This is a genomic window from Agreia sp. VKM Ac-1783 (assembly GCF_900177765.1).
Lineage (GTDB): Bacteria > Actinomycetota > Actinomycetes > Actinomycetales > Microbacteriaceae > Agreia.
In genome coordinates, this window is the sequence record NZ_FXWI01000001.1 from 514,387 (window position 1) to 540,546 (window position 26,160).

A 26,160-nucleotide genomic window follows, 5' to 3' on the forward strand; every position below is an offset into this window, starting at 1 on the left:
TCTTTTGGAGACGTCACGAACCTCGAGGACCGAGGGGAGAGCCGTCATGCCTGCTGTGCCTTGCTCGGGAGCGTGCACGGGTGCGAGTGAGTATTCATACTGCTCTCGATTCTACTGGGGGGTGTGCTGAGGGGATGCCGGGCGCCCGAAGACGCGTCGCCAGGCGCGGGCCGCCCTGGTCGCCGCGCGTACCCACCAGGTCGCGGTGAGGCGCTCGTGCTGCCGTAGGAGTTCGTCGTAGCGGGCAGTGGTGTCGGCGACCTCCGTGCGCAGCTCGTCGACGACGGCATCGAGCTGAGCGACGTGCCGAGTCCGCTCGGCGAGTTCGCCGAGCGCGAGGTGCCGACGGGCTTCCGAGAGCGCGAGCGCGTGGTCACGGTCGCCGATCACCTTCTCGGCCTGATCGAGCAGAATGCTGCTGCGTCGCTCGAGCGAAACCGCTCGCTCGTCGGACGTCTGGATCGGTGGAGGAGCGTTTCGAGAGTGCAGGAATTCGGCGTAGTCATCGAAGGCCTCGACGACAGCCGCCCGATCCCGTGCGATCGACTCGCTGAAGTCGAACTTCTCGTGCGCGAGGCGCCGCGCTAGCTCCTCGAGCTCGTCGCCCGTGGAGACGACGTGTGCGGCCAGGTCGCGGTCCGCGAAGTAGTACTCGACCTTCTTCTGATGGATGGAGGCGAAGGGGACGTTCTGCGAAAACGCGAAGATCGAGGCGTGCAGTGACGACACGACGGCGTAGTCCAATTGTCCGATGACCGAGTGCAGCTCCAGCGGAGACAGACGCCCCAAGACGATGGCGTCGTCGCGATCGAAGGGCAACGCGGACATGAACGAGTAGTCCGCGTTGTAGTGGGTGAAGGGCAGAAAGACTTTGCGGCCCGGTATGGCATTGATGATCGATACGAGATCGGGGATGAGCCCGAGAGCATGGGGCACGAGATGGATGCCCACCAGCGGCTCGTTCGGGCGAGCGCCGGGGATCTCGAAGCGAGGACTCTCGAGGAGAGTAGTGGAGCAGGGGAGCACCCGTGCATCGGGGCGAGCCTGCCTCAGAACGTCTGCTTCTATCGTGGATCTCGCGGACACGTATTGGTAGCTGTCGAGGTAGTCCAGGTGGTCCGCGTCAGTCCAGACACCCGCAGCATGCAGAATATGCCTGCCCTCGGGGCGGAAGGCGTCGTAGAACGCGTCGCCGCGAGGGCGGATCAGTTCCCCTCCGCCCACGAGCAGAGACGGTTCACCGTGCTCGGCGAAGGGGTCGACGACGGTCGAATCGATACCTCGCTGCTGCAGGAGCTGCGCATTGGCGATTCCAATGGCGAGGTCGCCCGTGTTCGTGCTGATCGAGTCGAAGAGGAGTCGTGACGTCACCCGGTGCCGCCCGACTACAGCTCCTGGGCGAAGTTGCCCTGGAGCCGCGAGAAGACCCTCTGAGCCAGGAACACGAGGACCACGCTGACCGCCAACGCCACGACAAGCCGGATGTCGAGGTCGGCCGGCCAGTGCACGGTGCCGACGTCGTTCTGTCCGGCGACCCACAGGCCGCGCTGCATGGAGAGGACAGAGAGGGTGATCGGGTTCGCGAGGTAGATCTGCTCGAGGAGATTTCCCTGCAGAGCTTTGTGTACGAAGCTGAACGAATACACGATGGGGGAGGCCCAGAACAGCACCAGGATGATCACGTCGACGAGGTGCTGGATGTCGCGGAGGTACACGTTGATAGCCGACAACAACAGCGCCAGCGCGGTGCTGAAGACGATGAGCACCACCATGCCCATCAGGGCATAGAGAACGGTCCAGCTCAGGGGGACCTCGCCCAGAATGACCATGGCCGCGAACAAGATAATGAACTGCACCGCGAAGTTGAAGAGAGCGCCGCCGACGGTGCTCAGGGGGAAGATCTCGCGCGGTAGATAGACCTTCTTGACCAGCCCCGCATTGCCCACGATCGACGACGTGCCGTTGCCGACCACTTCGGTGAACAGACCCCACGCGGTCAGGCCGATGAAGACGAAGATGGCGAAGCTCGGAACGCTGCGTGCCGCACCGAGGATCTGGCCGATCGCGAAATAGTAGATGAGCAGCTGGGCGAGCGGCTTGACAAGGCTCCAGACGACACCGAGCGAGCTGTCTTTGTATCGGGACTTGAGCTCGCGTCGGGTCAGGAGACCGAGCAACTCCCGGTGGCTCCAGATGTCGAGGATCGATGAGCGCGTTCCGCGAAAGAAGGTCGTGGTCTGACCGATCGATTCGAAGGGGAGTGACGCGATCCGCTCGGCTCTCGCCTGTACTTCAGCCGCTGACATAAGCTACTTTCGATGATTCGTCGGGATCAAACCTCGAGTCTAGGCGAGATTCTCGGCGCGGTTGCTGAGTGCAACCAGACGATTGCCCGCTATCTTAACAACGTGAGTATCGATTCGGGTGAATCGAACACGATTGGGGTGGGGTTCGCGTGCGAGGATATCGTCGGTTCGCGCTCGGGGCCGTAGCGGTCTCGCTGGCTGTAGCGCTGGCGGGCTGTGTGGCGCCCTCCGACGCCCCGGTGACGCCCACGGCGGTGGCTCCATCCACGGGCTCTCCTCTGCCCGACGACCCGTCGACGATCCCGCCCAAGCCGACAGCATCCGGAATCGTGCCGGCTGTGACGGTGGCCGGCGTCGATGTCGACGGCCTGACCGTGTCTGCGTCGGGCTTCGTCGCCGGCGTCTCCGAAGACGGCGGCACCTGCTCGTTCGGCTTCACCTCGGATGCGGGGCAGACGGCGTCGGTGAGCAGCACGGGGATCGTCAATGTCGACACGACCTCGTGCGGACTCGTGCAACTCCCGATCTCCGACTTCTCGCGAGGGTCGTGGACCGTCGTACTCACCTATACGTCTCTCGCCGCGGGCGACTACGTCTCTGAACCGATCGAACTGGACATCCCATGAAACTCAGAAGCCTCGTCGGGGCACTCGCTATCGTCGCGCTGTCCGCGAGCGGGCTCGTCTTCGCTGCCCCCGTCACGGCTCCCGTCGTTGCGGCAGAGGCGTCTCAGTTCGATCCCGGAAACATCATCAGCGACGCACAGTTCTTCGACGGCGCGGCAATGGGGCCGAACGAGGTGCAGAACTTTCTGATGAGTCAGGTGCCGGTGTGCCGGAGCAACTACGCCTGTCTCACCACCTATCGGCAGAACACGCCGACGATGCCTGCCTCCTCGGGTCGATGCGATACCTATCAGGGACGATCCAACGAGACCGCGGCCGACATCATCGCTCGAGTCGGCGCGGCGTGCGGCATCAGCCAGAAGGTCATGCTGGTTCTCCTCGAGAAGGAGCAGAGCCTCGTCACGTCTGCCACCTCGAGCCAGGGGCGCTTCACCTCGGCCACCGGCATGGGATGCCCCGACACGGCCGCGTGCGATCCTTCCGTCGCCGGGTTCTTCTACCAGGTCTATTTCGCAGCCCGGCAGTTCAAGATCTATTCGACGTCGCCGAACTCGTTCAACCACGTGGCCGGCCGGGTCAACAATGTGCGGTTCCACCCGAACGCGGACTGCGGATCGAGCGCGGTGTACATCGCGAATCAGGCGACCGCTGGCCTCTACAACTACACCCCCTACCAGCCGAACGCCGCTGCGTTGGCGAATATGTATGGCACAGGCGACGGATGCAGCGCATACGGAAACCGCAACTTCTGGCGGATCTTCACGGATTGGTTCGGTTCACCGACCGCTGGCTCTGCGCTTCTGCGCACCCTCGCGAACCCGCAGGTGTATCTGATCAGCGGAAACCGTAAGTACCCGGTGAACTCCGCCTCGTTCCTCCGTATCTACGCTCCCTTGGGTGCCGTGGACTACGTGCAGCAGTCAGTGCTCGATCGGTACTCGACCGCTCAGCCGGCCAACCGTATCTTCCGTGACGAGGGCGGCAGGCTCTTCTTCACCGACGCTGGCATGAAGCTGCCGTTCTCCACCTGTGGCGATGTCATCGACTACGGAGGCAAATGCGATCCGTCGGGCTTCGTGCAGCTGACGAGTGCGCAGGCAGCGGCGTTTGCCACAGGACCGACGATCGGACCGGTTCTCGGTACCCGGAGTGGCGGTCGGTACTACATCACCCTCAATACGAAGCGTGAGATCTCGGATGAACGCGCCCAGGTTGAGGCCTCCATCCCGGCCGGAATGAACGTGTTGACGGACGACGCCGTGTCGGACATGAGCCTGGGCGCCCCTATCACCCGGGACTCCATCTTCGTGAACCAGCGCGGGGGCGGAAACTACTTCTTCATCTCGGCAGGACAGAAGATGAACATCCTCGGAAGGAGCGATGCTCTGGTCGGGCCGGCCGCGATCACGGCCTCTTCGCTGTCATACGAGAGCATCCAGCGGCTTCCCACGTCTTCGACACCCTTCACAGGCATCGTCCGGGGCGTCGGAATCTCCGTGAGTTCGGTCTTGTCGCCATCGGGCCGGTACGACCTCGTGAACGGTGCGGTGGGATCGACCACTCCCACCACGCCGGTGACCACGGACATGCTGTCGGCCTACCCGTACCGTGGCTCCATCTCGCCCGGCTCGTTCGTCACGACGGCGACGGGTGGAGTGGTCTACGCCGTGACGCCGACGGCGGTTCGCGCGGTTCCCGACTGGGCGACTCTCCTCACGGTGGCACCGTCTGGCAGCCCGACTATTCTGACCGTGACATCCGGATTCGTCGAAGGATCACCGAGTGCGCCTCCGATTCTGCAGTCGGGCGCGTTGGTCAACTCTCCTTCCACCCCCAACGTCTATCTCGTCAACGGGCTGAACGAGAAGATCGTTCTCGACAGCTTCGACACGGCGGCGGAAGCCGGCATCAGGGGCTCCGCGGTCGTCGGTGATGGTCAGCTCGCCGCCTATAAAGAGACCGCGGGAGTTCTGGGTTACCGACTGACCTGTGGGAGTAAGTCCTACATCTCGGCCGGCGGTTCCATCCACGAGTTGACGGGGGCGCTTCCGGCGGCATACGGCGGTAGTTCTCTGGCGCTGGATCCGCTGCTCTGCCAGAGGCTTACTGTCGGCTCGCCGGCGACGCAGTTCATCCACACGAACGAGGGAGCGATCTACCTCGTGTCGAATGGACAGAAGCGGCACATCCTGAACTACGACACTTACCTCTCGCTCGGAGGCGCGGTCGGATTCCAACACGTGTCAGACGGGTTCAGCGCCACGCTCCCGACCGGAGCGGATATCTAGAACCGGGAGTGACAAAGACCTCCGGTCGAGGAGGGAGCGGCGCTCCCATTCCTCGGCCGGAGGTCTTTTGTGTATGACTACTGCGATGTCCTCGAGATCGGCGTGATCGGCCTCCTCTCGGACGCCCGTCAGATCGTGAGTGACAACAGAAAGCTGAAGACACCGATCACGATGATGAGCATGGAGACATGTCGCTTCGTGGACGCGAGCCAGGCGGTACAGAGCAGCATGATCGGCAGCAGGGGAATCGCGTAGCGAGGCGGCAGCGCGAAGTACGACCCAGTGAACGTGGCGACAAAAGCGAGGGCCGGGCCCAGGAGCAACACCGAAGCGAGTGCCGCCAAGGCGATGGCACGAATACGCGAACGGTTCTTTGCCACGAGAATGACGCCGAGCACACCCGTCACGGTCAGCCACGCGACGATGTGCGAGACGGCGATTGTTCCCGCGCCCATCGGCGTGATGCTCGGATCGTACGATGCCTCGCCGAAGAATTTGAACGTCTCTCGGAAGATCGCCCCGAGGGTCAGCGGCATCGGCTCCCCGTTCGACCCGCCTACGCCGAGGTCGAGTGCGTTGCGTACGACCAGCCAGGCGGCCTGGAGGAAGACCGGCAAGGCGAGCATCATTGCCGCGGTCCACAAGCGCCGATCCATCAGGATGCTTCGGATGAGACCCTTCTCTCGCCGGCGTTCCCAGAAGTTCTCGCCGACGATGCAGAGCATGAACAGCGCTGCCACGCCGACGGCGGCGATGTTCTGGAACTTGATGAGAGCGACGGTGGCGGAGGCTATGACGAGGCCCCAGCCGATATTCGATCTGCTCCCGTAATTCACCGCCAGATAGAGAAGTAACGCTCCAGCGGCCAGGGAGGTGCTGTCGGTGCCGATATAGGTGTTGGCCCAATACGCCTGGACGCTGCCCACCATGAGAAGGGTTACTGCGAAGCCGACCGGATCCGGGATTCTCATGCGTCGCATGGTCAGGAACAGCAAGACGGCTGCACAAGCCAGCCACAGGGCTCCTACGAATCGCCCGGCGCTGACGAGGTCGACACCGACCCAGGTCAGGGGCTGCGCGAGGGTCCAGGTGGCTATGAAGTAGAAGGGCGTGTAGATGTCGGCCGAGGTGAAGCCCTCGATCGGATAGTGCTTGTCGAACGCGTGCTCAGAACGATCGCAGAAGTACCGGAGAGGGTCACCCTGCTGCACGACTCCGTGGCAGGAGTAGTAGTTGCGCGCGAACCAGCCCGTCTCCTCGCCGTGTCTCACGAGGCCCTGCTGAGGCACCTTTGCCAGATAGTCGATGTAGACGAACTCGTCGATCGGTGAGATGCGATCGTGCTGGGGAACATGCACGATTCCCACGATCAGGCTCGCCAGCACCAGGAGCACGGGCGCGATCCACGCGCGCCGACGACTCAGGAATGGCGGAAGACGGGGCGCTCGTCTCTGCAGGAACGTGGGCAGGAGAGCAGACGACACGGGAGCCTTTCGCGGAGAATGAGCGCGCATACGGGGATCTTCGACGCTCGACGCGCGGACGTCGATCATTTTAGCGGCTCTGTGGAGGCGCTCGACTTACGTGCCGCTCTCGCCACGGGATGCGGCTGCTCCACGAGGTCGTCGTCGCGGAGTGCGAGTCGCAGAATCAGAAGGCCGACGAGGGCGATGGATAGGACAGCCACGGTCATCACGGCGATCGATCCGAACGGGGGGCTCCACGCCGGGTGGAGGAAGATCGCCGTGTACGAGCCGGACTCACCGACGGCATACCTGCGCAGGGCCTGAAGAAAGGCAGCGACCTGGTTCACCGACCACAGGACGAAAACGACCACCGCGAGGCGTCGAAGCATGTAGCGCAAGGGGAATGTGACGGTCTCATTCACGACGATGGCCACGCCCACGCAGAAGCAGATGAACACCGGAAGGGTGTATCTCGCCTGCCAGATGAACCCACCCTGGGTGATGTAGGCCGCCTGAACGACGGCAGGTCCCACGATGAAGGCCACAAGCAGAAGCGCGGCGAAAACCGCTCGTCGCCCGCGAAGCACGCAGACCGCGACAATGGCCAGCGCCCCCAACAGCGACGCCCAGACGAGGTAGGTTCCGATCGGCAAGACGGTGTCGTACCACCCCATCCGCCCGATGATGTCTTGGATGAAGTCGAACGTGAGCCCCACCATCTTCACGAAACCGAAGACCGGACTCGATCCGATGTTGTCGTAGTCGGTGTCTGTGGAGGTCGCCCCTGTCGGCGCCGCGACCGCGCCCTGCGAAAGCGACGGAGCGAGAACTGTCCACAGGACCGATACCAGCGCCGACACCGCGACGACGGCTCCCGAGATCAGCACGGGACGTCGACGAAGAAGCTCGCGTCGAGTGACGCGGGGCATGAGGACGAGTGGCGCGAGCACCGCGATGGCCACCCACAGGGGCGAGATGCCGCGCATATTCGATGCCACCGCGGCCGCCCCAGCGAGGATGACAGCGCGCTCCGTGAGCAGGCGGGAGTCGGGGCGGAGGATGACCGACAGGATCGCCACAAGAACAGCCGCGGTCGCCGTGATCTCGAGAGAGTTGGGATTCAGGACCCCGCCGAGGTAACCGACCATCGGAGTGATCGCGATCATGAGTCCCAGCACGGGCAGGGAACGACGTGTCCAGGTGCTCAACATCATGAACGCGAGAGCCAGGAACCCCGAGACCAGAATGCCACTCACGATGCGCATCGCGTAGAGGCCCGAAGCATCGTGAAGCAGCAGAGTGGGCCAGCCGACAGCGGCGTAGTAGAGCGGGTTGTACGTTCCGGCTGTCGTCGTTCCGTCGACCAGGCGCGACGAATCGGCAGGAATGGAGGGCGCGCAGTCCGCCGTCGTCTTCGGTTCGAATGCGCTGCAGAGCTGACCGTGGCTGAGCGCTACGTACTCCGGGACCTGCACGACATAACCGGCATCACTCCGGGGGCCCGCCAGCTCTCCCCGCGCGACGGAGGCAGCCTTGACGAAGTGTTCGGGTTCGTCCGGCCCGCTCGCCAGGGGCATCGCGACGGCCCACGCGGCGGCCATGAGTGAGAGCGCAAGCCACAACGCAGCAAAGACAGCCCATCGACGCGGACTCGGCTTGGTGCGTGCTGGGGAGTCACTCACGAGGCAGGGCGTGGACGATCGGTGCTTGTTTGAGGCATAGGTGGGATATTACCTCGCGGCGGAGCCATGGCCAGGCCCTGACGCCAGCTGAGGGAATGGGCTGCCTTCACCAGGCACATCACGAACAGGAACCAGCCGTACTCCGCGAGCAACACGCTTTCGGTCGTGCTCGTGACGATGAGAACCACCAGGATCAGCGCGGGCCAGAGGTAGGTCACGCTCTTGCGTGAGGTGGCGAGGATCCACGAGCGCACGAAAGCGAGACCCACCATGCCGATGAAGATCGCCAGGCCGATGAGTCCGAGTTGGAAATAGACGTCGATGAACGAATTGAGCGCCGACGTGTGCGAACGATTGCCGACGAAGTCGAGAGCGAAGAACGGTGACACGCTGGGCCTCCACAGGCCGACCCACCCCCACCCCTCGAGCTGGTTGTAGTCGATGAGGTCGTTGAGCTGGCTCCAGATCTCGAGCCGATAGTTGAACTCGCTGCGAGCCCCGATGACGGCCAGGATGCGAGTGCGCAGGAAGTAGGCCGTGATCGTTCCCACGACGAGGATCGTCAGCATTCCCACCTGCAGCGCTCGTCGGAGCTCCGGCCTCGCTCGCCTCAGCGCGAGCATCGCCAACGCCGCGACCAGCACCACGACAGCGATGCCCATCGAGATCGGAGATCGGGAGCCGATCAGGAGGACGAGGGAGAGCACGATCGAATACAGACTCAGCCCGGTCGGGAGCGACCTCATGCTTCGTTCGATGAAGAACGTCACCAGGGCGATCAGCGCGATGAAGCCGAGCATGTTGCGCGATCCGAACAGGCCCTGGAGCGGACCGGCCGACGCCAGATTTCCCTCGATTCGCAGGAATGCGATGGGAAGGTCGAGCAGGAGCCCCGACAGGATCTCGAGGGCCAGCGACGCGGTCAACAGAACGCGGAGCACATCTCCGACCGCTCGGACGATCTGGATCAGATCTCGCACCAGCGCCACGTAGACGGCGAGGAACGCGAAGATCAGCTGATACAGCACCCCGGTGATCGACGAGGCCTGGTAGTTGCTCCAGACGATCGTGACAGCACACCAGCCGATGTAGGCGAGCAGCGAGATCGGAAGCACGCCGTGCCAGTCGAGGTCGTGACGCAGCGCGATCAACGAGCCGGCGGAGAGTACGACCGCGGTGCAGAGGATGCCGAGGAGTCCGCCCCAGCCCATCGTCGACCTGATGAGATTCACCGAGAGCGCGGACCCGACGATGGCGAGCGTGAGCGCCGCGGTGAAGCCAGGGGACGCCACGAGAGTGCGGAGCGGTGTCAGCACGGACTTCGCAGGAATGCTCACGTCACCCGGCCAACGGGGCGACAGCGGCAGGGGTCATGGCTCAAGCCTACCGAGCGCCAGTCTCCCGTAGACTCGGGAGCGCTTTCCGAGAAGTCACGACCTGAGGCGACCATGAAGACCGTTCTGCTGCGCCTGACAGGCTTTGCGGCCCTTCCTCTCCTGTCGCTTGTCATTCCTCTGGTTCTGCTTCCGCTGGTCTCGAGCGTGGTCGGCGGGGCCGGCGTGTCGAGCATCGTCTCCGGCCAGTCGATCGGCACGTTCGCCGCGACGGTGCTGATGTGGGGATGGAATGTCGAGGGGCCCGTGGCGGTGGCGCGTTCCACCAGCGCTTCGGAGAGAGGAGCCATCTACGCAGCGAGCATTCGGACCCGGTTGCTCCTCGTCGTACCCGTCGTGCCCATCGTGGTGATCGTCGCAGCGCTCGTCGCCGTTCCAGAGTATCGGCTCGAGTCGATATGGATGGCCTTGGCGTCGGCCACCGCAGGGATGTCGCCCGCCTGGTTCTGCATCGGGCTCGGTCGACCGAAACTTCTCGCCCTGTACGACACGCTGCCCCGCTTCGTCGCCACTGTCGTCGCTGCACCGATTCTTCTCCTCAGCCAGCAGGTATGGACATACACGCTCATCCTCGCTGTTGCCACGACTGTCGCGATCTGGAGCTTCCAGAGAAGGTTCTCCGCTGGAGAACCCTGGCTTCCCCGGCCTGTGCGAGGCACGCTGCGGCAGTTGCGGGCGCAACGTCACACCGCCGGTATCAACGCGGCAGGCAGTGCCTACGCTTTCACGCCAGCGCCGATCGCCACCGTGACGCTCTCACCCGGTGCATCCGGCAGCCTGTCGAGCGCCGATACCCTCTATCGTTTCGGCATCTTCACGGTCATCGCGTTGGGAAACGCGTTCCAGAGCTGGGTGATCGAGCCCGGTGTATCGAACCGTCGGCAGCGGCACGCGGCCGCGATGGTCGGCCACATCGTGCTGGGCGTCGCGGGTGCGGCGATACTCACGATCTGGGGCCCCTGGGTGAGCACGATCCTGTTCGCCGGTGAAGCGCGTGCGACGACAGCCATGTGCTTCTGGTACGGGGTCGCGTTCTTCTTTCTCTCTGCCAGCACGCCCTTCATCCGCAATCTTCTGATTCCGGCAGGCCGCCAGTCCCTGGTGTTCGCCTGCACTCTCGTCTCGGCGGTGGTCGGCGTGGGCATGATGCTCTGGTTCGGTTCGGCGGGAATCGCGGATGGCGTCGCTCTGGCGGTCGCCGCGACCGAAGGATTGATCTGGGCGGTACTTCTCGTACCGGCGATCGCGGAGTGGCGCCGAGAGTCGCTCACGACCGCCTCGGACTAGTCGCGAGACGACGAGGGGGCAATGGTTATGCTGGATCGTCGTGCCACGTTCAGAGGACACGGCGATGATGACGGACGGATCCGATGACACCCCTCAAGAAAATCTCTGTCGCATGTGCCGCGATCGCCGTTGTCGCGATGCTCGCGGGCTGCTCGGTGACCCCGACGGGGCCAGATCTGCAGAATGCTCCGGCACCGACGTTCCCCGAGAAGTCGACCATGGCGAAGCTCGAGGAGCGTGGCTCGATCACCATCGGCACGTCGTTCGACAAGCCGCTCTTCGGATTCGACGACGGATCCGGCACTCCGGAGGGCTTCGACGTAGAGATCGGCAAGATCATCGCGTCGTCCCTCGGAATTCCCGAGGACAAGATCGTGTGGAAAGCCGTCGAGCCCGAGAACCGTGAGTCGGCGATCAAGCTCCAGAAGGTCGACCTCGTCGTGTCGACCTACTCGATCACCGACGCGCGAAAGCTCGAGGTCGGATTTTCGGGCCCCTATTACACCGCAGCCCAGTCGATCATGATCCGCAATGACGAAACCGCCATCAAGAGCCGGTACGACTTGTCGGGCCGTCCCGTCTGTTCCGTCACCGCGACGACATCGACCGACAGGATCGCGTCGTATGGAGCGAAGCTCGTGGCCAAGGACACGATGGCTGAGTGCGTAGATCTCCTCAGACTCGGCGACGTCGTCGCGGTCGCCGCAGACAACGTGATTATCGCGGGAGTGCAGAGCCAGAACCCAGACGAGTTCACGACGGCCGGCGATGTCTTCGGTAGAGACGATTACGGCATCGGACTCCCTCGTAGAGACGGCGAGTTCCGCGATTTCATCAACGTCGTGCTCGAAGAGTCCTTCGCCGACGGTTCGTATGAAGCGGCGTGGGATCGGTCGGCCGGCACGGTGCTCGGCTACAACCAACCGCCCGCGATCAAACGCTACTGACGGCCCTCGACCCGACCGGACCACCGTCGGGCACCGTGAGATCGATGGCGGTTGCTCCGACATCGCGCCTCGTCTTCAGCGCCATGAGCGCAAGCAGAGCGAACCCGCCCTCGACGAGCATGCGCGATTCGACGAACGACTGGGCGACGAGCAGGGTGAGAATGAGAGCCGGGAACAGGGTGACCGGAACGAAGGGGACCGGCGTGCCCCGGGCATCCAATTGCGGATCGACAGCGAACCACCAGGAGCGCCAGCACGCACCGACGACGGCGCCGATGAACAGCACCAGGCCCACGATGCCGAGCTGCAGCCACACGTCGAGCCACGCGTTGTGCGCCTGGAGATAGGTCACACCCTTGCGCTCGGCCAGGTGGGTGAACGGCTCGACCCACGGCACCCAATAGCTGACCCATCCCCACCCGAAAACGGGGCGTTGCTGTGCGAGGGCTGTCACGGCATCCCAAATGTCGAAGCGGCCCGTGAGGTCGGAGCTCTTGCCGAAGAGCTTGAGGATCTGTGACGAGAACACCCCGACCAGAATCGCTACAGCGACGACGCCGACGGTACTCGACGCAAGAACCACTCGGCGCTGCCTCGCGTTCGAACGCCGCATCAAGACCAGGATGCCCGCGGCTGCGGCCACGACGACGAGTACGGCGATGGCCGTGGTCGACCGAGTGAGCGCGAGGGTCAGCACAGCCACTGCGATCCACGCGTACGCACGCCGACGACCGAGCGATCTCGACGTGAGTTCGAGCACGAGGCAGACCAGCGCGATCACGGCGATGAACGCCAGCAGGTTGCGATTGCCGACGATGCCTTGAATGGGAGCGCCGGTGAAGAGATCGGCCTGGCTCCAGAAGAACGCGTCCGGCAACCTGCCATCGCCGTAGTCGACCCAGAACGGAATGATCGGACGGCGCACGAAGACGCCGACGATGAACTCGAAGAGCAGCGAGAGTCCGAGAATCCATCGGGTGGCACGCCCCAGAGCTGTGATGATGCGGGGCCAGGTCATCGAGGTGGCGAGGAAGATCGCGGCGACGACTGGCCCCGACTGCGCGATCAGCCCGAGCAGCGTCGCACCGGGGTAGAACGACCACGCGATGGACACGACGGCGAGGCCGAGGAACGCCGCCAGTGCGAGGGGTATGCGCCGGGGAGTGAGCTGGCGCCATCCCTTATCGCGAGTGATCAGGACGGCCAGCGTGATGACGACGGCGAGTGCGAGGGCGGCGAAGCCATACCAGCCGATCAGGTTGCGCCAGAAGTCTCCGGCGAAGAGGGTGAAGAACGTGAGCACGGCCAGTGCGGCGCGGCCGGTGCTGGTCACGGAGTTCATAGAGGCAAGACTACCGAGAGCGCCCGGTATTGGCTTTCCGCACCGGTTGCCTTGCAATGCCTGTGATGATGCTCCGCCGGCTCAATCGATGCCGATCGACCCAATAACCTTGCTGAGGTCGTCAGATCCTCACCCGCGCCACTGCGTGCGGCAGCGCACATCAGCAACAGATCGAGAAAAAACATGTCAGATCCGCTCAACGCCGACTCGCACGTAGGCGCCGGGTGCCTCGTTATCGTTCCCACCTACAACGAGGCAGAGAACCTGATGTGGATCGTCGGTCGGGTCTTCGACTCGATGCCCGCAGCGAATGTGCTCGTCGTCGACGACAACAGCGTCGACGGCACGGCGACGATCGCCGACGAGGCGAGCGCTGCCGATAGCCGAATTCACGTGCGTCATCGCGCGGGCAAGCTCGGCCTCGGATCGGCCTACGTCGAGGGCTTCGGTTGGGGGCTCGAGCGCGGCTACGACTACCTGATCGAGATGGATGCCGATGGCTCGCATCCCCCCGAGAGGCTGCCGGCCCTCGTGGAGAGTCTGTCGTCGACCGGCGACTCCCGCAGGCAGCTCGCCATCGGATCCCGCTGGGTCGACGGAGGATCCGTCGTGAACTGGCCCCTCAGCAGACAGCTGCTGAGTCGAGCGGGCAACGTCTATGCGCGAATCATGCTCGGAATCGCGGTGCACGATGTCACGGCAGGATTCCGGGTGTACCGGGCGGAGAGCATTGCGAGTATGGACCTGCGCTCGGTCGACTCGAAGGGGTACTGCTTTCAGGTGGATATGACCCTGCGGGTTCTCGACGGTGGCGGTTCGGTGGTCGAACTGCCGATCGAGTTCCGCGAACGTGAGCGCGGTGAATCGAAGATGAGCCGGGCCATCGTGATCGAGGCGATGCTCCGCGTGACCCAGTGGGGCATCCAGCGGCGCTGGCCGTTCCGTCGTCGCTCGATCGGAACGGCCGCGCGCCGTTAGACGAACGCGGCGAAGCCCGTGAGGGCGCGCCCGACGATGAGCGTGTTCATCTCGCGGGTGCCCTCGTAGGAGTACAGCGCTTCGGCGTCGGCGAAGTGCCGGGCCACGTCGTAGTCGAGCACGATACCGTTGCCGCCGAGCGCCTCGCGGCACCACGCGACCGTCTCGCGCATCCGGGCCGTCGTGTAGGCCTTCGCGAGGGCCGAGTGCTCGTCGCGCTGGACGCCCTGATCGAGCATCTGCGAGACCCGCACGACCATGCCGAGGCTGGCGGTGATGTTGCCGATCGACTTCACGAGAAGATCCTGGATCAGCTGGTGCGAGGCGATCGGCTTGCCGAACTGCACCCGCTCCTTCGTATAGCGCAGGGCTGCCTCGTACGCGCCGATGGAGTTGCCGACCGCGGCCCACGCGACCTCGGCGCGGGTGAGGCGCAGCACCTTGGCGGTGTCGCGGAACGAGTTCGCGTTCTGCAGTCGCAGCGACTCGGGGATGCGCACGTCGGTAAGCGTGATGTCGGCGTTCTGCACGATACGCAGGCTCTGCTTGTTCTCGATCTTCGTGGCCCGATACCCGGCCGTCTCGGTGGGAACGATGAAGCCCTTGACCTGATTGTCGGCCGTGTCTTTTGCCCAGATCACGGTGATGTCACTGAAGGTGGCGTGCCCGATCCAGCGCTTCTCTCCGTTCAGCACCCACTCGTCGCCGTCGCGGGTGGCCGTGGTCTTGAGCCCCTGCGCGGAGTCGGAGCCCGACGTGGGCTCGGTCAAGCCGAATGCGCCGACGATCTCGCCGGCGGCCATCCGGGGCAGCCATTCTGCGCGCTGCTCGTCCGAACCGGTGACGCTGATCGCACCCATCGCGAGGCCGTTCTGCACGCCGACGTGAGTGGCGACGGACGCATCGATTCGGCCGAGCTCGAGGGCCACGAATCCGCGGAAGACAGCGGAGTTGTCGAAGGGTTTCGTCTCGTCCCAGCCGAAGCGGTAGACGTCGAGGTCGGCGAGCCCCTTCACGATCTCGTGGGGGAACGTCGCCTTCTCCCAATGGCCGTTCACGACCGGCTTGACCTCGTTCTCGAGGTACGTGCGGATCGCCGCGAGGGCGGTCTTCTCCTGGTCGGTCAGCATCGACTCGTAACCGTAGAAGTCGCTGGCGAGGGGTTCCAAAGACATGTGTGCTCCGTTGCTCAGGGGGTGTTCGCGTGCAACTCAACCAGCGCGCAGGTCTGGCCTCCAACCGATTGGTAGTTTGGGCTAAGACTCGGCAGAGCGCGCCGGGCGACGTTGTAGGTCGCTCATAAACGCGCCCCGTGCTGGTCGACTCATCGACGACTGCTCAGAAGGGCCCCGACGTGTTCGTTGGCATCACCAATACTCCACGCGACTATTCGTGGGGTTCGGCCACCGCGATCTCCGAACTCCTCGGGACCCCGGCATCCGGAGCGCCGCAGGCCGAGCTCTGGCTCGGCGCGCACCCGGGCTCGCCCTCGAGGATCGTCGACGGCTTGACCCCTCACGGCGCCCAGAACCTCGCCGAGTGGATCTCGAACGACCCGCACGGCTCGCTCGGAGGGTACACGCAGCTTCCTTTCCTGCTGAAGATCCTCGCGGCCGACGCACCCCTGTCTCTGCAGGCGCACCCCACGCTCGAGCGGGCGCGGCAGGGCTTCGAGGCGGAGAACGCTGCCGGCATCGCGCTCGACGCTCCGAACCGCAACTACAAAGACGCGCTGCACAAGCCCGAGGTCATCGTCGCGTTGAGCGACACCTTCGACGCGCTCTGCGGGTTCCGCCCGCTCGCCGAGGTGCGAGAGATCGCGGCGCTGCTCGAAGACTGGCAGACAGACTCGGATGCCGCTGGCTCGGCCGTTCTCGCCCCGTTCGTCTCACGGGCGCTCGCCGGCGGCGATGACGCCGCGGTGCTTCGCGGGCTCGTGGAGTGGCTCCTCGGGGGTTCGGAGGAGACGACTGCGCTCGTGCGCAAGGTCTCCGAGCTCGCTTCGACGCATGAGCCATCGACGGCCGGGCGGTACTCCGCATCCCTCCAGACCGTTCGGGAGCTCGCCACCGCGTACCCCGGCGACGCGGGCATCGTGATGTCGCTGCTCCTCAACCGGGTGACCCTCTCGGCCGGTGAGGCGCTGTATCTGCCAGCCGGCAACATCCATGCGTATCTGAAGGGCTTGGGCGTCGAACTGATGGCGGCCTCCGACAACGTGCTGCGTGGGGGACTCACTGCGAAGTACATCGACGTTCCCGAGCTGCTGTCGGTGCTCGACTTCGACCCGCTGCCCGTTCCCTACATTCGCCCGACGTTCCCCTCCGATGGTGTCGAGGAGTTCAGGCCGGGCGTTCCGGACTTCGTGCTGGTCCGCATCCACACCGAGCTGAACGAGCGCGCGGCCTACAGGCCGGACGGCCCCGCGATCGCGATCTGCATCGAGGGATCGTTCGAGATCCACGGCGAGCGCAGCGACATCACGCTGGAGCGCGGCCAGTCGGTGTTCATCACTCCCGAGGAAGGCGCGATCACGTTCACGGGCGTGGGAACGGTCTTCGTGGCCGCGCCGGGCGCCCCGGCGGAGAACGCGTCGCGCTAAGTCAGGACATTCTTCGCTAGGCGCACCGGCCTCCTTGATCTGACGAGACGTAGGTGCGGTCGCCGGTCGATTTGTCCTCAGTTAGCGTGGCCGCATTCGACGGAAATCACGGAGTTCTTTGGCTTCAAAGACAGTGCGGCTGATGATCGCCAGAGTTCTTGGCCAGGATTCGTAGATATGTCGGGGCAGGATGCGCAGGCTTGGCAGCCCCGCAGCGAATGAGCAAAGGGTCTTGTCGAAATCCCACGAAATCTGTCCATCGTCGCCGTGCCACCGTTTACTGTCGACGTCGAGGGTCACGACGCCGTCTATGAGAAGGTCGAACTTGCTGGTACCGGGGATCGGAAACTGTGTCTCGACTACGAAGCCCGCCCTTCGAAGTCGGACGCGCACGACCGTCTCGTTGCCTGAATCCGCGGTCGCGTCGATCTCGGCGCGAAGATGTCGAAGTCGTGCGGGTAACTGGGTGAAGAGCCGGTCGATCTGTGCTTCCGTCACGAACCGCGTACGCAACGCGGAGTCGATGCTGGCGATCGCGTGCTCTTCGTTCTGGCAGACGACGGCCTGCCGCAGTGATATCAGAGGGGGCATGAGCCAATCGCCCTGATACGACGGGCTTTCCAATTCGCGAAGTTCCGATCGCTGCCAATGTACGCGGGGAGCGCCCCGGTCGGCGATGAAATTGGTGTCGGAGCGTTGAATCGTTGCCGGAGCGCCCACTCGTGCAGCTTCGTCGATATGTAGGTCGTGAGCACTCCGTCTTACACAGACGTGGAGCCGAGTGTCGGTCCCGGCCCAGATTCGATGCCTGCGTAGCGCCGATAAACAGGCCACCTTGCCGCCGAGCCGAACCGCGCGCCTCTGATCAAGGTCAGCCTCGGCGCTCGCGTAGATTCCCCGTCGAACCGACTGAAGAATCTGAGCGGATCGCGCACGATCGATCATGCGCGCCGTCGCACCGAGCGACAGCAGGGTACTTCGGGACGCGACTCCGCCTGAGACCATCATCAGTTGGTGGATTCGAGAGACGTCGTCTGCCATGCATCGATTGTGGAGACCGTCGGGGAGCCAGATCACGTGACGGGAACGTCGGTGAAATATGCAGACCATAGGACGGCTGTGGGGGAGTGGCCCACGCGCGAACTGGCCCAGCTAACTGAGGACATTCTTCGCGCGCCGCGCTTCCAGACGAGGATCCAACGAGCTGGTCCCGTCGTCGCGATGGAAATGTCCTCACTTAGGGTGGTCAGGCGCACGAAACGGGGCTCAGCTCGCGAGTTCTCTCACGGAGAAGGTGCGGCGGTAGTTCGCCGGTGTCGTCTGCAGCGTCTTCACGAAGTGGTGCCGCATGACGGCGGCCGAGCCGAACCCCGTCTCCGAGGCGATCGCCTCGAGGCCGAGACTGGTCTCTTCCAACAGGTGCTGTGCGCGCATGAGTCGCTGCTTGTTGAGCCAGGCGGCGGGCGTCGTTCCGAGGTCTGCGCGAAATCGCCGAGCGAAGGTGCGGGAGGACATCAGGGCCTTGCGTGCAAGCTCGTCGACACTGAGATCGCGGTCGAGATTCTCGAGCATCCATTCTGTGACGCCCGCGAACGAGTCGCTCGGCTCTGCGGGCATGGGGGCGGCGATGAACTGCGCCTGGCCGCCCGCGCGTTGCGGGGGCACTACCATGCGGCGAGCGATGACGTTCGCGGCGGCAGCACCCAGCTCGGTGCGCACGAGGTGGAGTGCGGCGTCGATTCCTGCTGCGGTGCCGGCGCCCGTGATGATGTTGCCGTCTTGAACGAAGAGAACGTCGGGGTCGACCTCGATCTCGGGAAAGTCCCGAGCGAGTCGGTCGGCGTGCATCCAGTGTGTCGCGGCGCGCTTGCCGTTCAGCAGACCGGATTTCGCCAAGGTGAACGCGCCGCTGCAGACGGTGAGAATCCATGCGCCGCGATCGTTCGCCTCGTGAAGCACGCGCAGTACCTCGGGGTGAACGTCTCCGTCGATCATGTGCGCCGGGATCGCGATGAGATCTGCGTCTACCGCGGTGCTGAGATCGTTCATGATCATCATGACGTAGCCCATGCTCGTCGGAATGGGACCTGGCTCGGCTGCGGCGATGGTGAAGTCGAAGGTCGGACCGCCCATGTCGGCGCGATCGATGCCGAAGACCTCGCAGATGACGCCGAACTCGAACGGGGCGACATGGGGGAGTGCGATCAGGACGACCTTCTTCAGCATGGGATTCTCTCGATAGGTGAAGCGTGGCAGTAAAACATGGAGCGTTGACATTCTTCCATCTGGTGGCTGCTTATCGCAATTCATAGCGTTACTGCCATGATGATTTTTCTTGTGGTCATGGGTGTTCTCGCGGCAATTTCCATCGGCTGGACGGTGCGAGACTTGATCCGCGATGGGTACCGTCGCGTTCCGCTGGGTAAAGGAGTCGACGAATGGCGTGGTTGGTAACGGGAGGCGCGGGATACATCGGGTCGCACGTGGTGAGAGCGTTCATCGAGCAGGGCATCGACGTGGTCGTGATCGACGATCTCTCGAGCGGGCACCGCGCCTTCGTCGATGAGGGAATCCCGTTCATCGACGGCAGCATCCTCGACGCCGACCTGCTGCGCGAGATCTTCGAAGACCATGCCATCTCGGGAGTCGTCCACGTCGCGGGCTACAAGTACGCCGGCGTCTCGGTGACGCGCCCGCTGCACACCTATGAACAGAACGTGACGGGAACGCAGGTGCTGCTCGGCGCCATGAGCGATGCCGGGGTCGACCGCATCGTCTTCTCGTCGAGCGCTGCCGTCTATGGAACCCCCGACACCGAGCTGGTGACGGAGTCGACGCCCAAGAGCCCTGAGTCGCCCTACGGCGAGTCGAAGCTGATCGGCGAGTGGTTGCTGCGCGACCAGGGAGTCGCCGCGGGTCTCGCGCACACCTCCCTCCGTTACTTCAACGTCGTCGGCTCCGGCTACCCCGATCTGTACGACACGAGCCCGCACAATCTCTTCCCTCTCGTCTTCGAGGCGCTCCTCGACGGTCGTGTTCCCCGCATCAACGGCGACGACTACGACACCCCCGACGGCACGTGCGTCCGCGACTACATCCATGTCTCCGACCTCGCCCTGTCGCATGTGGCCGCGGCGCGGCGTCTGGATGCCGGCGAGCCGGTCGAGCCGGCCTACAACCTCGGAAGCGGCGACGGCGCATCCGTCGGCCAGATCATGACCGCCATGGCCGAGGGAACGGGAATCCCGTTCGAACCCGAGATCGCACCGCGCCGGCCCGGCGATCCGGCTCGCATCGTCGCGTCAGGCGAATTGGCCGCACGCGACCTCGATTGGCGGATGCGCCACACGCTCGACGAGATGGTGCGCAGCGCATGGGCGGCGCGCCGGGGCGCCTAGCTGATTTGGCGTGTCGCGGCGGCGTCGTTTAGTGCGACACGGTGTTGCGGCAAACCCTCTAGAAGCACTTGAGGGTTTACGATCCGCGACTTGACTCTCGCGAACTACACGGGTGTAATTAGCGGGAGGGGTTCGGCAGGTCGAATGCAGATCAGAAGGTAGAGCGTGGTATGGCTATGGAATACCGCTCAGGCGTCCCAGAGGACTGGTTCGTCGATCCCGTCAATCTCGGTGTTCCTGGCGTACGTCAACAGGCACCGGTAGACGACGAGAATCCTCTCGCCTGGCAGACCGATTCGCTCTGCGCGCAGACCGATCCCGAAGCGTTCTTCCCTGAAAAGGGCGGATCGACTCGCGACGCCAAGCGCATCTGCACATCGTGCGAGGTCAAGGCGCAGTGCCTCGAGTACGCGCTCAAGAACGACGAGCGTTTCGGCATCTGGGGCGGCCTCTCCGAGCGCGAGCGTCGCAAGCTGCGCAAACAGGCCTAGCCGTTCCACGAACGCAGGCCTCGATCTGACAGCTGTGCCGATATCTCGGCACGCCGGGGGCTGACCGGCCGCTAGCTCGCGCGGCGCTTAGGGTCTAAGTGATATGCGCGCCCGAGTCACAGTAGTCCTAGTCGCCTCCAACGGAGCGGACTTCCTTCCGCGCACCCTCGACGCCGTGAAGGCGCAGACGAGGCAGCCCGACAGTCTCATCGTCGTCGACGTCGGCTCCACCGACTCGACACCCGCGCTGCTGTCCGGCGCCCTGCCGACCCACTTCATCCAGGCATCCGGTCGCCTCAGCTTCGGCACGGCCGTCGCGCACGCCCTCGGCGTCGTTCCGCCGCCCGTCGACGAGAACGAGTGGCTGTGGCTCCTCGCTCACGACACAGCACCGGAACCCGACGCGCTCGCAGCCCTGCTCGCCGCAGTCGAGGTCAATCCGTCTGTGGCGGCCGCAGGTCCTAAGCAGATGGACTGGGAGCACTCCGACTACATCAGCGAGTTCGGCGAGACGATCACGCGATTCGGCGCCACATACTCGATGGCCGAGACCGAGCTCGACCAGGCTCAGCACGATCGCATGAGCGACGTGCTCGGCGTCGGAGCGGCCGGCATGCTCGTTCGTCACACCGTGTGGAACGACCTCTCCGGTTTCGACGATGCCCTCCCGACCGCTGACAACGGCCTCGACTTCAGCGTGCGCGTGCGTCTGGCCGGGCACCGCGTCATGGGGGTTCCGGCGGCGCGAATCGCCTCAGCCGGCGTCGGACTCGCAGGCCCGGGTCGCAGTGAGAAAGGACGCGCGAGGCGCAAGCGTCAGGCCGATCGCCGAGCTGCGCAGCTGCACCGGCGTCTCGTCTATGCGCCCGCCTTCGCCGTGGTCTTCCACTGGCTCTCGCTCGTTCCGCTCGCGGTCGTGCGCAGCCTCGCCCAGTTGGTGCGCAAGCAGCCCGGCGCCATCGGCGGAGAGCTATCGGCTGCCTTCCGTACGGCCTTCGGATCGCGCGTCACCGAGGCGCGTCGAAACCTGCGCGCCGCAAAGCGGGTGGGCTGGAACACGATTGCGCCGCTCCGTATACCGGGCGACGAGGTGCGACGTCGGCGTTCTCTGCAACGCGAAATCGCCCTCACGCATCTCCGTGGCGAGAAGGATCGCATCCAGTTCATCGCCACCGGCGGCGTCACGACGGTTCTGATCTTCGCCGTTCTCGGCCTCATCATGTTCGTTCCCCTCATCGGAGCGATCGCCCTCACGGGCGGTTCTCTGCTACCGGTGAGCGCCACTTTGGGTGAGCTGTGGAGCCACGTCGGGTATGGCTGGCGCGACATCGGCCTGGGCTTCGTCGGAGCAGCCGACCCGTTCACGAGTGTGCTCGCCGTTCTCGGGTCGATCACGTTCTGGTCTCCGTCTCTAGCGATCGTGGGCCTCTATCTCGCTGCACTGCCGCTCGCGGCTCTGGCCGCGTGGTTCCTCGCGGCTCGTCTGACGGACAAGCCTTGGCTGCGCGCTGTCGCCGCCGTGCTCTGGACGCTGGCGCCCACCTTCCTGTCCTCGCTCGATCAGGGCGCCATCGGAGCGGTCATCGCGCATCTGCTCCTTCCCTGGGTCGTGCTCGCGGGCCTCGCGGCGCGCAAATCGTGGTCGGCCTCTGCCATGGCGGCCATTCTGTTCGCTGTCACGCTGGCCGGCGCCCCGTCGCTGTGGCCGGCTCTGCTCATCGTCTGGGCCGTCTCCGTCGCCACGGCGGGTCGCAACGTCGCGCGCTACATCGGCATCCCGATTCCCGCCCTCGCCCTCTTCCTGCCCTTGGCCTGGGATCAGTTCCGTGCGGGCAACCCTCTCGGACTCCTTGCTGACCCGGGCGTTCCCGCGGTGCGCGAACCAGGGTCGATCCTGGCCCTGCTGAGTGGCATCCCCGATTCGGCACAGAGCGGATGGACCGGCCTGGCATCTATGGTCGGCATCGATTCGTCGGTGCTGCAGATCGTGCTGGCGATCGCCGTCGTTCCCTTGGCACTCGCGGCCCTACTCGCGCTGGTCCTGCCCGGTCCGAGCGTGACGCGGGCGATCGTCGCCGTCGTCGGTTCCATCCTCGGACTCGCCACGGCGATCGCATCGACGCGCATCTCGCTCGACGCCGTCGGAGCAGATCCGGTCATGCTCTGGGCCGGTCCGGGTCTGAGCCTCTATTGGCTCGGACTCATCTGCGCAGCTGTCGTGGGTCTGCACGCGCTCAAGCGGTTCTCCCTCGCTCCCGGGTTCCTGGCCGCGACCACGGTCGTCGTCGTCGCCGTGCCGCTCGTCGCGTCGACACTCCTCGGCTCTTCGGCCATTCAGACGACCGACGCCCGCCTGCTGCCCGCCTTCGTCACGGCCGAGGCGGCATCCACACCTCGAGTGGGCACGCTCGTGCTCACGCCGCAACGTGATGGCGGTATCAAGTCGGCCATCGTCACCGGAACCGGTGTGACGCTCGATGACCAGTCGACTCTCGCGGCGACGAACCGGGACGCGACACGCGACGCCGAACTTGCAGACCTGATCGGCAACCTGGCTTCTCAGAGCGGAAGCGACAGCACGCCTCGACTTGCCGAACTCGGCGTGGAGTTCGTGCTGCTCGCCAACCCGCCTGCAGAGGCCGATCCGGCGCTGACGACGACGACGACCCGGTCGACGGCGGCGTTCGATGCCAACGCGTCTCTGACGACCGTGGGCAAGACCTTCGCCGGAAAGCTGTGGCAGATCACGGGCACCGACGGCATCTCGACTCTGCCCGAGCCCACGCCCAGCAACCTCGGGTCGGCGACCGGAGTGCTCGTGCTCGTCGCGCAGGGAATCGTCTTCCTCCTCATGCTTCTCCTCGCTCTTCCCGCCGGGCGCCTGCAGCCCCACGGCACGCGCGCAGTGAGCGGGCTCGAGCCGGCCGGCGCATCCATGCCCGACGAGGTCGAGGGCGACGACGACGATGACGATGAAGACGACGACGAGAATGCGAAGGCACCGGATGGGCCGGCCGCCGGGGAAGCGGGCACACGAGGCCCCGCCGCCTCGCTGCGTCGCCTGATCTCCAAGCGCAAGCCGCGCCCGGATGCCGCGGCCGAGGCTGCTGCCGCGGCGGCAGCCGCGAGTTCGGTGGCCGTTGCGTCCGCTCCCGACGGTGTCTCGTCTCCCGAGGCTGACCTGTCTCGTGACGTCGCCACCGAGCAGCCGGTCACCGACCCAGGGGCCGTCTCGACGACGTCGGCGGAAGAGACCGAGCGGTCGTCTGGCGCAGAAGAACTCGTATCGTCGGAGTCCGGCGACGGCGTAGCCTCGCCCAGGCCCGACGAGTCGACGACGGCACAGGCGGCAACTGCAGAGCCGGCAGCTCCTGCTGCCGATGCTCAGCTGGCGGAGTCGACGCCTCGTGACGATGGAGCTGCCACCCTCATCCACCCGGGCGAGGACTTCGATCTCATCGGAGCGCCGGAGCCGGAAGCTGCTCACGTTGACGAGACGCCCTCGCTCGCCGACCTCGTCGAAGCTCCAGCGTCGACGGAACTGCCGCCGGTCGAGGCCGAGCCGACAGGGGAGTTCGTGGAGTCGCCGGAGGCTGTTCAAGAGTCCCAGCCGGTGGGCGAGGATGTGGCGCCTGAACCTTCGCCCGAACCCGAACTTTCTCCCGCGCCCGCGCCCGCGCCCGAACCCGAGCCGGAGCCATCAGCCCAGCCGGTCTCCGACGATTCCTTCGTCTACACGCCGCCTCCGACGGCATCCTCGTCGCAGCCCGAAGCCGAGGCCGACCCCGAGCCGGCGTTCTCGCATCCGCGTGCGATGCCCGATGACATCGACGAGGGGTACGACCCCGACGCGGAGACCGTGATGCGAGTGAAACCGATCGATCTGAGCCATGAGGAGGACGAGCACGATGGCCGCTAAGCGCACTGTGATCGCCACCAGCGCCCGCGCGTTGGGCGCCGTCTTGACCCTCGGGGCCGGCGCGACGCTCGTGGCGGGAGCCGTACTCATCCCTCTGCCGTCTCACACCGTCTCGGTTCCGTCTGTCGAGGTTGCGCCGACGCCGTTGCCCCAGAGCCTCGTCTGTGCCGGATCGCTTTTTCAGCTGTCGAATGGTGCCGGCGTGGACGCGACGACGGCATCTGGCGTCGGCACACCGCAGCTGACGAGCGGTTCCGACGACTCCGATGTAGACATCGAACGATCGCCGCTGGCCGCTCCAGACAACTCCACGGTCGTCGACGCGACAGCGCCCACGGCAGTGACCGCTCCGGATGCCGATCCCGGTGTCCTGATCGCCGCGGCACAGTCCGTCGCGGTTTCGCAGGAGGACATCTCCGGCCTGGCGTCGACGAACTGCGCTGAGGCGCAGGCCGACAGCTGGCTCGTCGGTGGCGCCACCACGGTAGGCCGCACCAGCTTCGTGCTACTGAGCAACCCGACCGAGGTCACTGCCGACGTTGACCTGACCTTGTTCGCCGAAAACGGACGACTCGATGCGCCCGGTTCGACCGGCATCACGGTTCCTGCCAAGTCGCAGCGCGTGTTCTCGCTCGCAGGTTTCGCTCCGAACGCGAAGTACCCCGTGGTCCACGTTGTCAGTACGGGCGGCTACGTCGCGGCGAGTCTGCAGCAGACGGTCATCCGTGGTCTCGAACCCGGCGGCGTGGAACTGAGCGGCCCCACGACAGCCCCGTCGACCGAGGCGGTCTTCGCCGGCGTGAAGATCACCGGAACGTCTGCGATCGCCGAACGCCTGTCGGCCGACGGCTATGCCGATCTTCAAGCTGCCGTGCGCGTCTACGTGCCGGGCGATGCGGATGCCACGATCACCGTTTCCGTCGCCAGCGAGAGTTCCGGATCGGCCGATGGCTCGTACACGCTGAGTGCTCCCGGCGGCGTCGTCAGTGAGCTCCCTCTGAAAGATCTTCCCGACGGAAGCTACTCGGTGACTCTCGACTCGACCCAGCCCATCGTCGCCTCGGCCCGCACCTCGGTGCTGGCATCCGGCGCCGTCGATTTCGCCTGGAATCAGGCGGCCACGCCACTCGATGCCGACACGCTTGTGCCGATCGCGCCCGGCCCGTCGCCGCGCATCCATCTCGCGAATTCGGGCGATACCGAGGCGAACGTCACTCTGCGAACGGCGACCGGCAACGCGGTCACGATCGCCGTTCCCGCCGGCGGAACGAAAGGCCTCGATGCCGAGCCGAACGCTGTCTACACGGCGACGATGTCGTCGGCGGTGAGCATCAGCGTGGGGTACAGCAGTGACGGTCAGCTCTCGGGCTACACGATTGCTCCGCCCAGCGAGCTGGCAGCCCCGATCGTCGTCTACCCGTAGCCGACGGCTCT

19 protein-coding genes are annotated in these 26,160 nt (G+C 65.0%); 10 read left to right on the plus strand and 9 right to left on the minus strand.

The annotated features are described in order from the left end of the window. Nucleotides 1-111: 111 nt before the first annotated feature. Nucleotides 112-1,371 (minus strand): polysaccharide pyruvyl transferase family protein, encoded by a 1,260-nt coding sequence (locus CCK87_RS02430; protein ID WP_086459900.1) that lies wholly within the window; start codon nucleotides 1,369-1,371, stop codon nucleotides 112-114. A 14-nt stretch (nucleotides 1,372-1,385) separates the two neighbouring features. Beyond that, nucleotides 1,386-2,306, minus strand: coding sequence for an ABC transporter permease (locus tag CCK87_RS02435; protein WP_086459901.1), 921 nt, complete (start codon nucleotides 2,304-2,306; stop codon nucleotides 1,386-1,388). Between the two features lie 218 nt (nucleotides 2,307-2,524). Between CCK87_RS02435 and CCK87_RS02440 the strand changes: the two genes are divergently transcribed. Together CCK87_RS02440 and CCK87_RS18435 are read left to right on the plus strand one after the other, a co-directional pair. Continuing rightward, complete coding sequence (locus CCK87_RS02440; protein WP_170927116.1) at nucleotides 2,525-2,932, plus strand: hypothetical protein; 408 nt, start codon at nucleotides 2,525-2,527, stop codon at nucleotides 2,930-2,932. Then, on the plus strand, nucleotides 2,929-5,220 hold the full coding sequence (locus CCK87_RS18435; RefSeq protein WP_212638180.1) for a hypothetical protein: 2,292 nt from the start codon (nucleotides 2,929-2,931) through the stop codon (nucleotides 5,218-5,220). The genes CCK87_RS02440 and CCK87_RS18435 overlap by 4 nt, the downstream gene beginning before the upstream one ends. A gap of 128 nt (nucleotides 5,221-5,348) precedes the next feature. On the opposite strand, the gene CCK87_RS02450 is transcribed toward CCK87_RS18435, so the two are convergent. The 3 genes from CCK87_RS02450 to CCK87_RS02460 all read right to left on the minus strand — a co-directional run bounded on the left by CCK87_RS02450 (nucleotide 5,349) and on the right by CCK87_RS02460 (nucleotide 9,705). Further along, nucleotides 5,349-6,704 carry a hypothetical protein gene (locus CCK87_RS02450; protein WP_140162745.1) on the minus strand — a complete coding sequence of 452 codons (1,356 nt, stop codon included), beginning with the start codon at nucleotides 6,702-6,704 and terminating at the stop codon, nucleotides 5,349-5,351. A 65-nt stretch (nucleotides 6,705-6,769) separates the two neighbouring features. Continuing rightward, nucleotides 6,770-8,368 (minus strand): DUF2142 domain-containing protein, encoded by a 1,599-nt coding sequence (locus CCK87_RS02455; RefSeq protein WP_140162746.1) that lies wholly within the window; start codon nucleotides 8,366-8,368, stop codon nucleotides 6,770-6,772. Then, nucleotides 8,365-9,705, minus strand: a complete 1,341-nt coding sequence (locus CCK87_RS02460) for an O-antigen ligase family protein (RefSeq protein ID WP_086459905.1) — start codon at nucleotides 9,703-9,705, stop codon at nucleotides 8,365-8,367. The genes CCK87_RS02455 and CCK87_RS02460 overlap by 4 nt, the downstream gene beginning before the upstream one ends. Before the next feature lie 111 nt (nucleotides 9,706-9,816). On the opposite strand from CCK87_RS02460, the gene CCK87_RS02465 reads away from it, so the two are divergent. Continuing rightward, nucleotides 9,817-11,049, plus strand: a complete 1,233-nt coding sequence (locus tag CCK87_RS02465) for a polysaccharide biosynthesis protein (RefSeq protein ID WP_086459906.1) — start codon at nucleotides 9,817-9,819, stop codon at nucleotides 11,047-11,049. An 83-nt stretch (nucleotides 11,050-11,132) separates the two neighbouring features. Beyond that, nucleotides 11,133-11,996 carry a glutamate ABC transporter substrate-binding protein gene (locus CCK87_RS02470; RefSeq protein ID WP_086459907.1) on the plus strand — a complete coding sequence of 288 codons (864 nt, stop codon included), beginning with the start codon at nucleotides 11,133-11,135 and terminating at the stop codon, nucleotides 11,994-11,996. Here CCK87_RS02470 and CCK87_RS02475 read toward each other — a convergent pair. Further along, entirely contained in the window at nucleotides 11,983-13,338 is a 1,356-nt protein-coding gene (locus tag CCK87_RS02475) for an O-antigen ligase family protein (RefSeq protein ID WP_086459908.1), read from the minus strand. The genes CCK87_RS02470 and CCK87_RS02475 overlap by 14 nt on opposite strands. 183 nt (nucleotides 13,339-13,521) lie before the next feature. Between CCK87_RS02475 and CCK87_RS02480 the strand changes: the two genes are divergently transcribed. Continuing rightward, a complete protein-coding gene (locus CCK87_RS02480) occupies nucleotides 13,522-14,316 on the plus strand; it encodes a polyprenol monophosphomannose synthase (RefSeq protein WP_086459909.1) in 795 nt (264 codons plus the stop codon). On the opposite strand, the gene CCK87_RS02485 is transcribed toward CCK87_RS02480, so the two are convergent. Beyond that, entirely contained in the window at nucleotides 14,313-15,491 is a 1,179-nt protein-coding gene (locus CCK87_RS02485; protein ID WP_086459910.1) for an acyl-CoA dehydrogenase family protein, read from the minus strand. The genes CCK87_RS02480 and CCK87_RS02485 overlap by 4 nt on opposite strands. Before the next feature lie 137 nt (nucleotides 15,492-15,628). Here CCK87_RS02485 and manA point away from each other — a divergent pair, with 137 nt between their 5' ends. After that, a complete protein-coding gene (gene manA / locus CCK87_RS02490; RefSeq protein ID WP_249273669.1) occupies nucleotides 15,629-16,918 on the plus strand; it encodes a mannose-6-phosphate isomerase, class I in 1,290 nt (429 codons plus the stop codon). A gap of 81 nt (nucleotides 16,919-16,999) precedes the next feature. On the opposite strand, the gene CCK87_RS02495 is transcribed toward manA, so the two are convergent. Both CCK87_RS02495 and CCK87_RS02500 read right to left on the minus strand, forming a co-directional pair. Next, a complete protein-coding gene (locus tag CCK87_RS02495) occupies nucleotides 17,000-17,959 on the minus strand; it encodes a hypothetical protein (protein ID WP_086459911.1) in 960 nt (319 codons plus the stop codon). 225 nt (nucleotides 17,960-18,184) lie between these two features. Beyond that, nucleotides 18,185-19,144, minus strand: coding sequence for a helix-turn-helix domain-containing protein (locus tag CCK87_RS02500; protein ID WP_086459912.1), 960 nt, complete (start codon nucleotides 19,142-19,144; stop codon nucleotides 18,185-18,187). 212 nt (nucleotides 19,145-19,356) lie between these two features. On the opposite strand from CCK87_RS02500, the gene galE reads away from it, so the two are divergent. The 4 genes from galE (at nucleotide 19,357) to CCK87_RS02520 (ending at nucleotide 26,149) form a co-directional block, all read left to right on the plus strand. Further along, nucleotides 19,357-20,316 (plus strand): UDP-glucose 4-epimerase GalE, encoded by a 960-nt coding sequence (galE, locus tag CCK87_RS02505; RefSeq protein WP_086459913.1) that lies wholly within the window; start codon nucleotides 19,357-19,359, stop codon nucleotides 20,314-20,316. A gap of 170 nt (nucleotides 20,317-20,486) precedes the next feature. Next, entirely contained in the window at nucleotides 20,487-20,807 is a 321-nt protein-coding gene (locus CCK87_RS02510; RefSeq protein WP_086459914.1) for a WhiB family transcriptional regulator, read from the plus strand. Between the two features lie 103 nt (nucleotides 20,808-20,910). Continuing rightward, entirely contained in the window at nucleotides 20,911-24,726 is a 3,816-nt protein-coding gene (locus CCK87_RS02515) for a glycosyltransferase (protein WP_086459915.1), read from the plus strand. Continuing rightward, complete coding sequence (locus CCK87_RS02520) at nucleotides 24,716-26,149, plus strand: DUF5719 family protein (protein WP_086459916.1); 1,434 nt, start codon at nucleotides 24,716-24,718, stop codon at nucleotides 26,147-26,149. Before CCK87_RS02515 ends, CCK87_RS02520 begins: the two co-directional genes overlap by 11 nt. The last annotated feature ends 11 nt before the right edge of the window (nucleotides 26,150-26,160 follow it).

Coding starts and splice junctions, on each gene's coding strand:
- CCK87_RS02475 (WP_086459908.1), bottom strand. CDS start 13,338: ATGAACTCCGTGACCAGCACCGGCCGCGCCGCACTGGCCGTGCTCACG.
- CCK87_RS02465 (WP_086459906.1), top strand. CDS start 9,817: ATGAAGACCGTTCTGCTGCGCCTGACAGGCTTTGCGGCCCTTCCTCTC.
- CCK87_RS02480 (WP_086459909.1), top strand. CDS start 13,522: ATGTCAGATCCGCTCAACGCCGACTCGCACGTAGGCGCCGGGTGCCTC.
- CCK87_RS02500 (WP_086459912.1), bottom strand. CDS start 19,144: ATGCTGAAGAAGGTCGTCCTGATCGCACTCCCCCATGTCGCCCCGTTC.
- CCK87_RS02435 (WP_086459901.1), bottom strand. CDS start 2,306: ATGTCAGCGGCTGAAGTACAGGCGAGAGCCGAGCGGATCGCGTCACTC.
- CCK87_RS02485 (WP_086459910.1), bottom strand. CDS start 15,491: ATGTCTTTGGAACCCCTCGCCAGCGACTTCTACGGTTACGAGTCGATG.
- galE (WP_086459913.1), top strand. CDS start 19,357: ATGGCGTGGTTGGTAACGGGAGGCGCGGGATACATCGGGTCGCACGTG.
- CCK87_RS02510 (WP_086459914.1), top strand. CDS start 20,487: ATGGCTATGGAATACCGCTCAGGCGTCCCAGAGGACTGGTTCGTCGAT.
- CCK87_RS02470 (WP_086459907.1), top strand. CDS start 11,133: ATGACACCCCTCAAGAAAATCTCTGTCGCATGTGCCGCGATCGCCGTT.
- CCK87_RS02495 (WP_086459911.1), bottom strand. CDS start 17,959: ATGGCAGACGACGTCTCTCGAATCCACCAACTGATGATGGTCTCAGGC.
- CCK87_RS02520 (WP_086459916.1), top strand. CDS start 24,716: ATGGCCGCTAAGCGCACTGTGATCGCCACCAGCGCCCGCGCGTTGGGC.
- CCK87_RS18435 (WP_212638180.1), top strand. CDS start 2,929: ATGAAACTCAGAAGCCTCGTCGGGGCACTCGCTATCGTCGCGCTGTCC.
- CCK87_RS02515 (WP_086459915.1), top strand. CDS start 20,911: ATGCGCGCCCGAGTCACAGTAGTCCTAGTCGCCTCCAACGGAGCGGAC.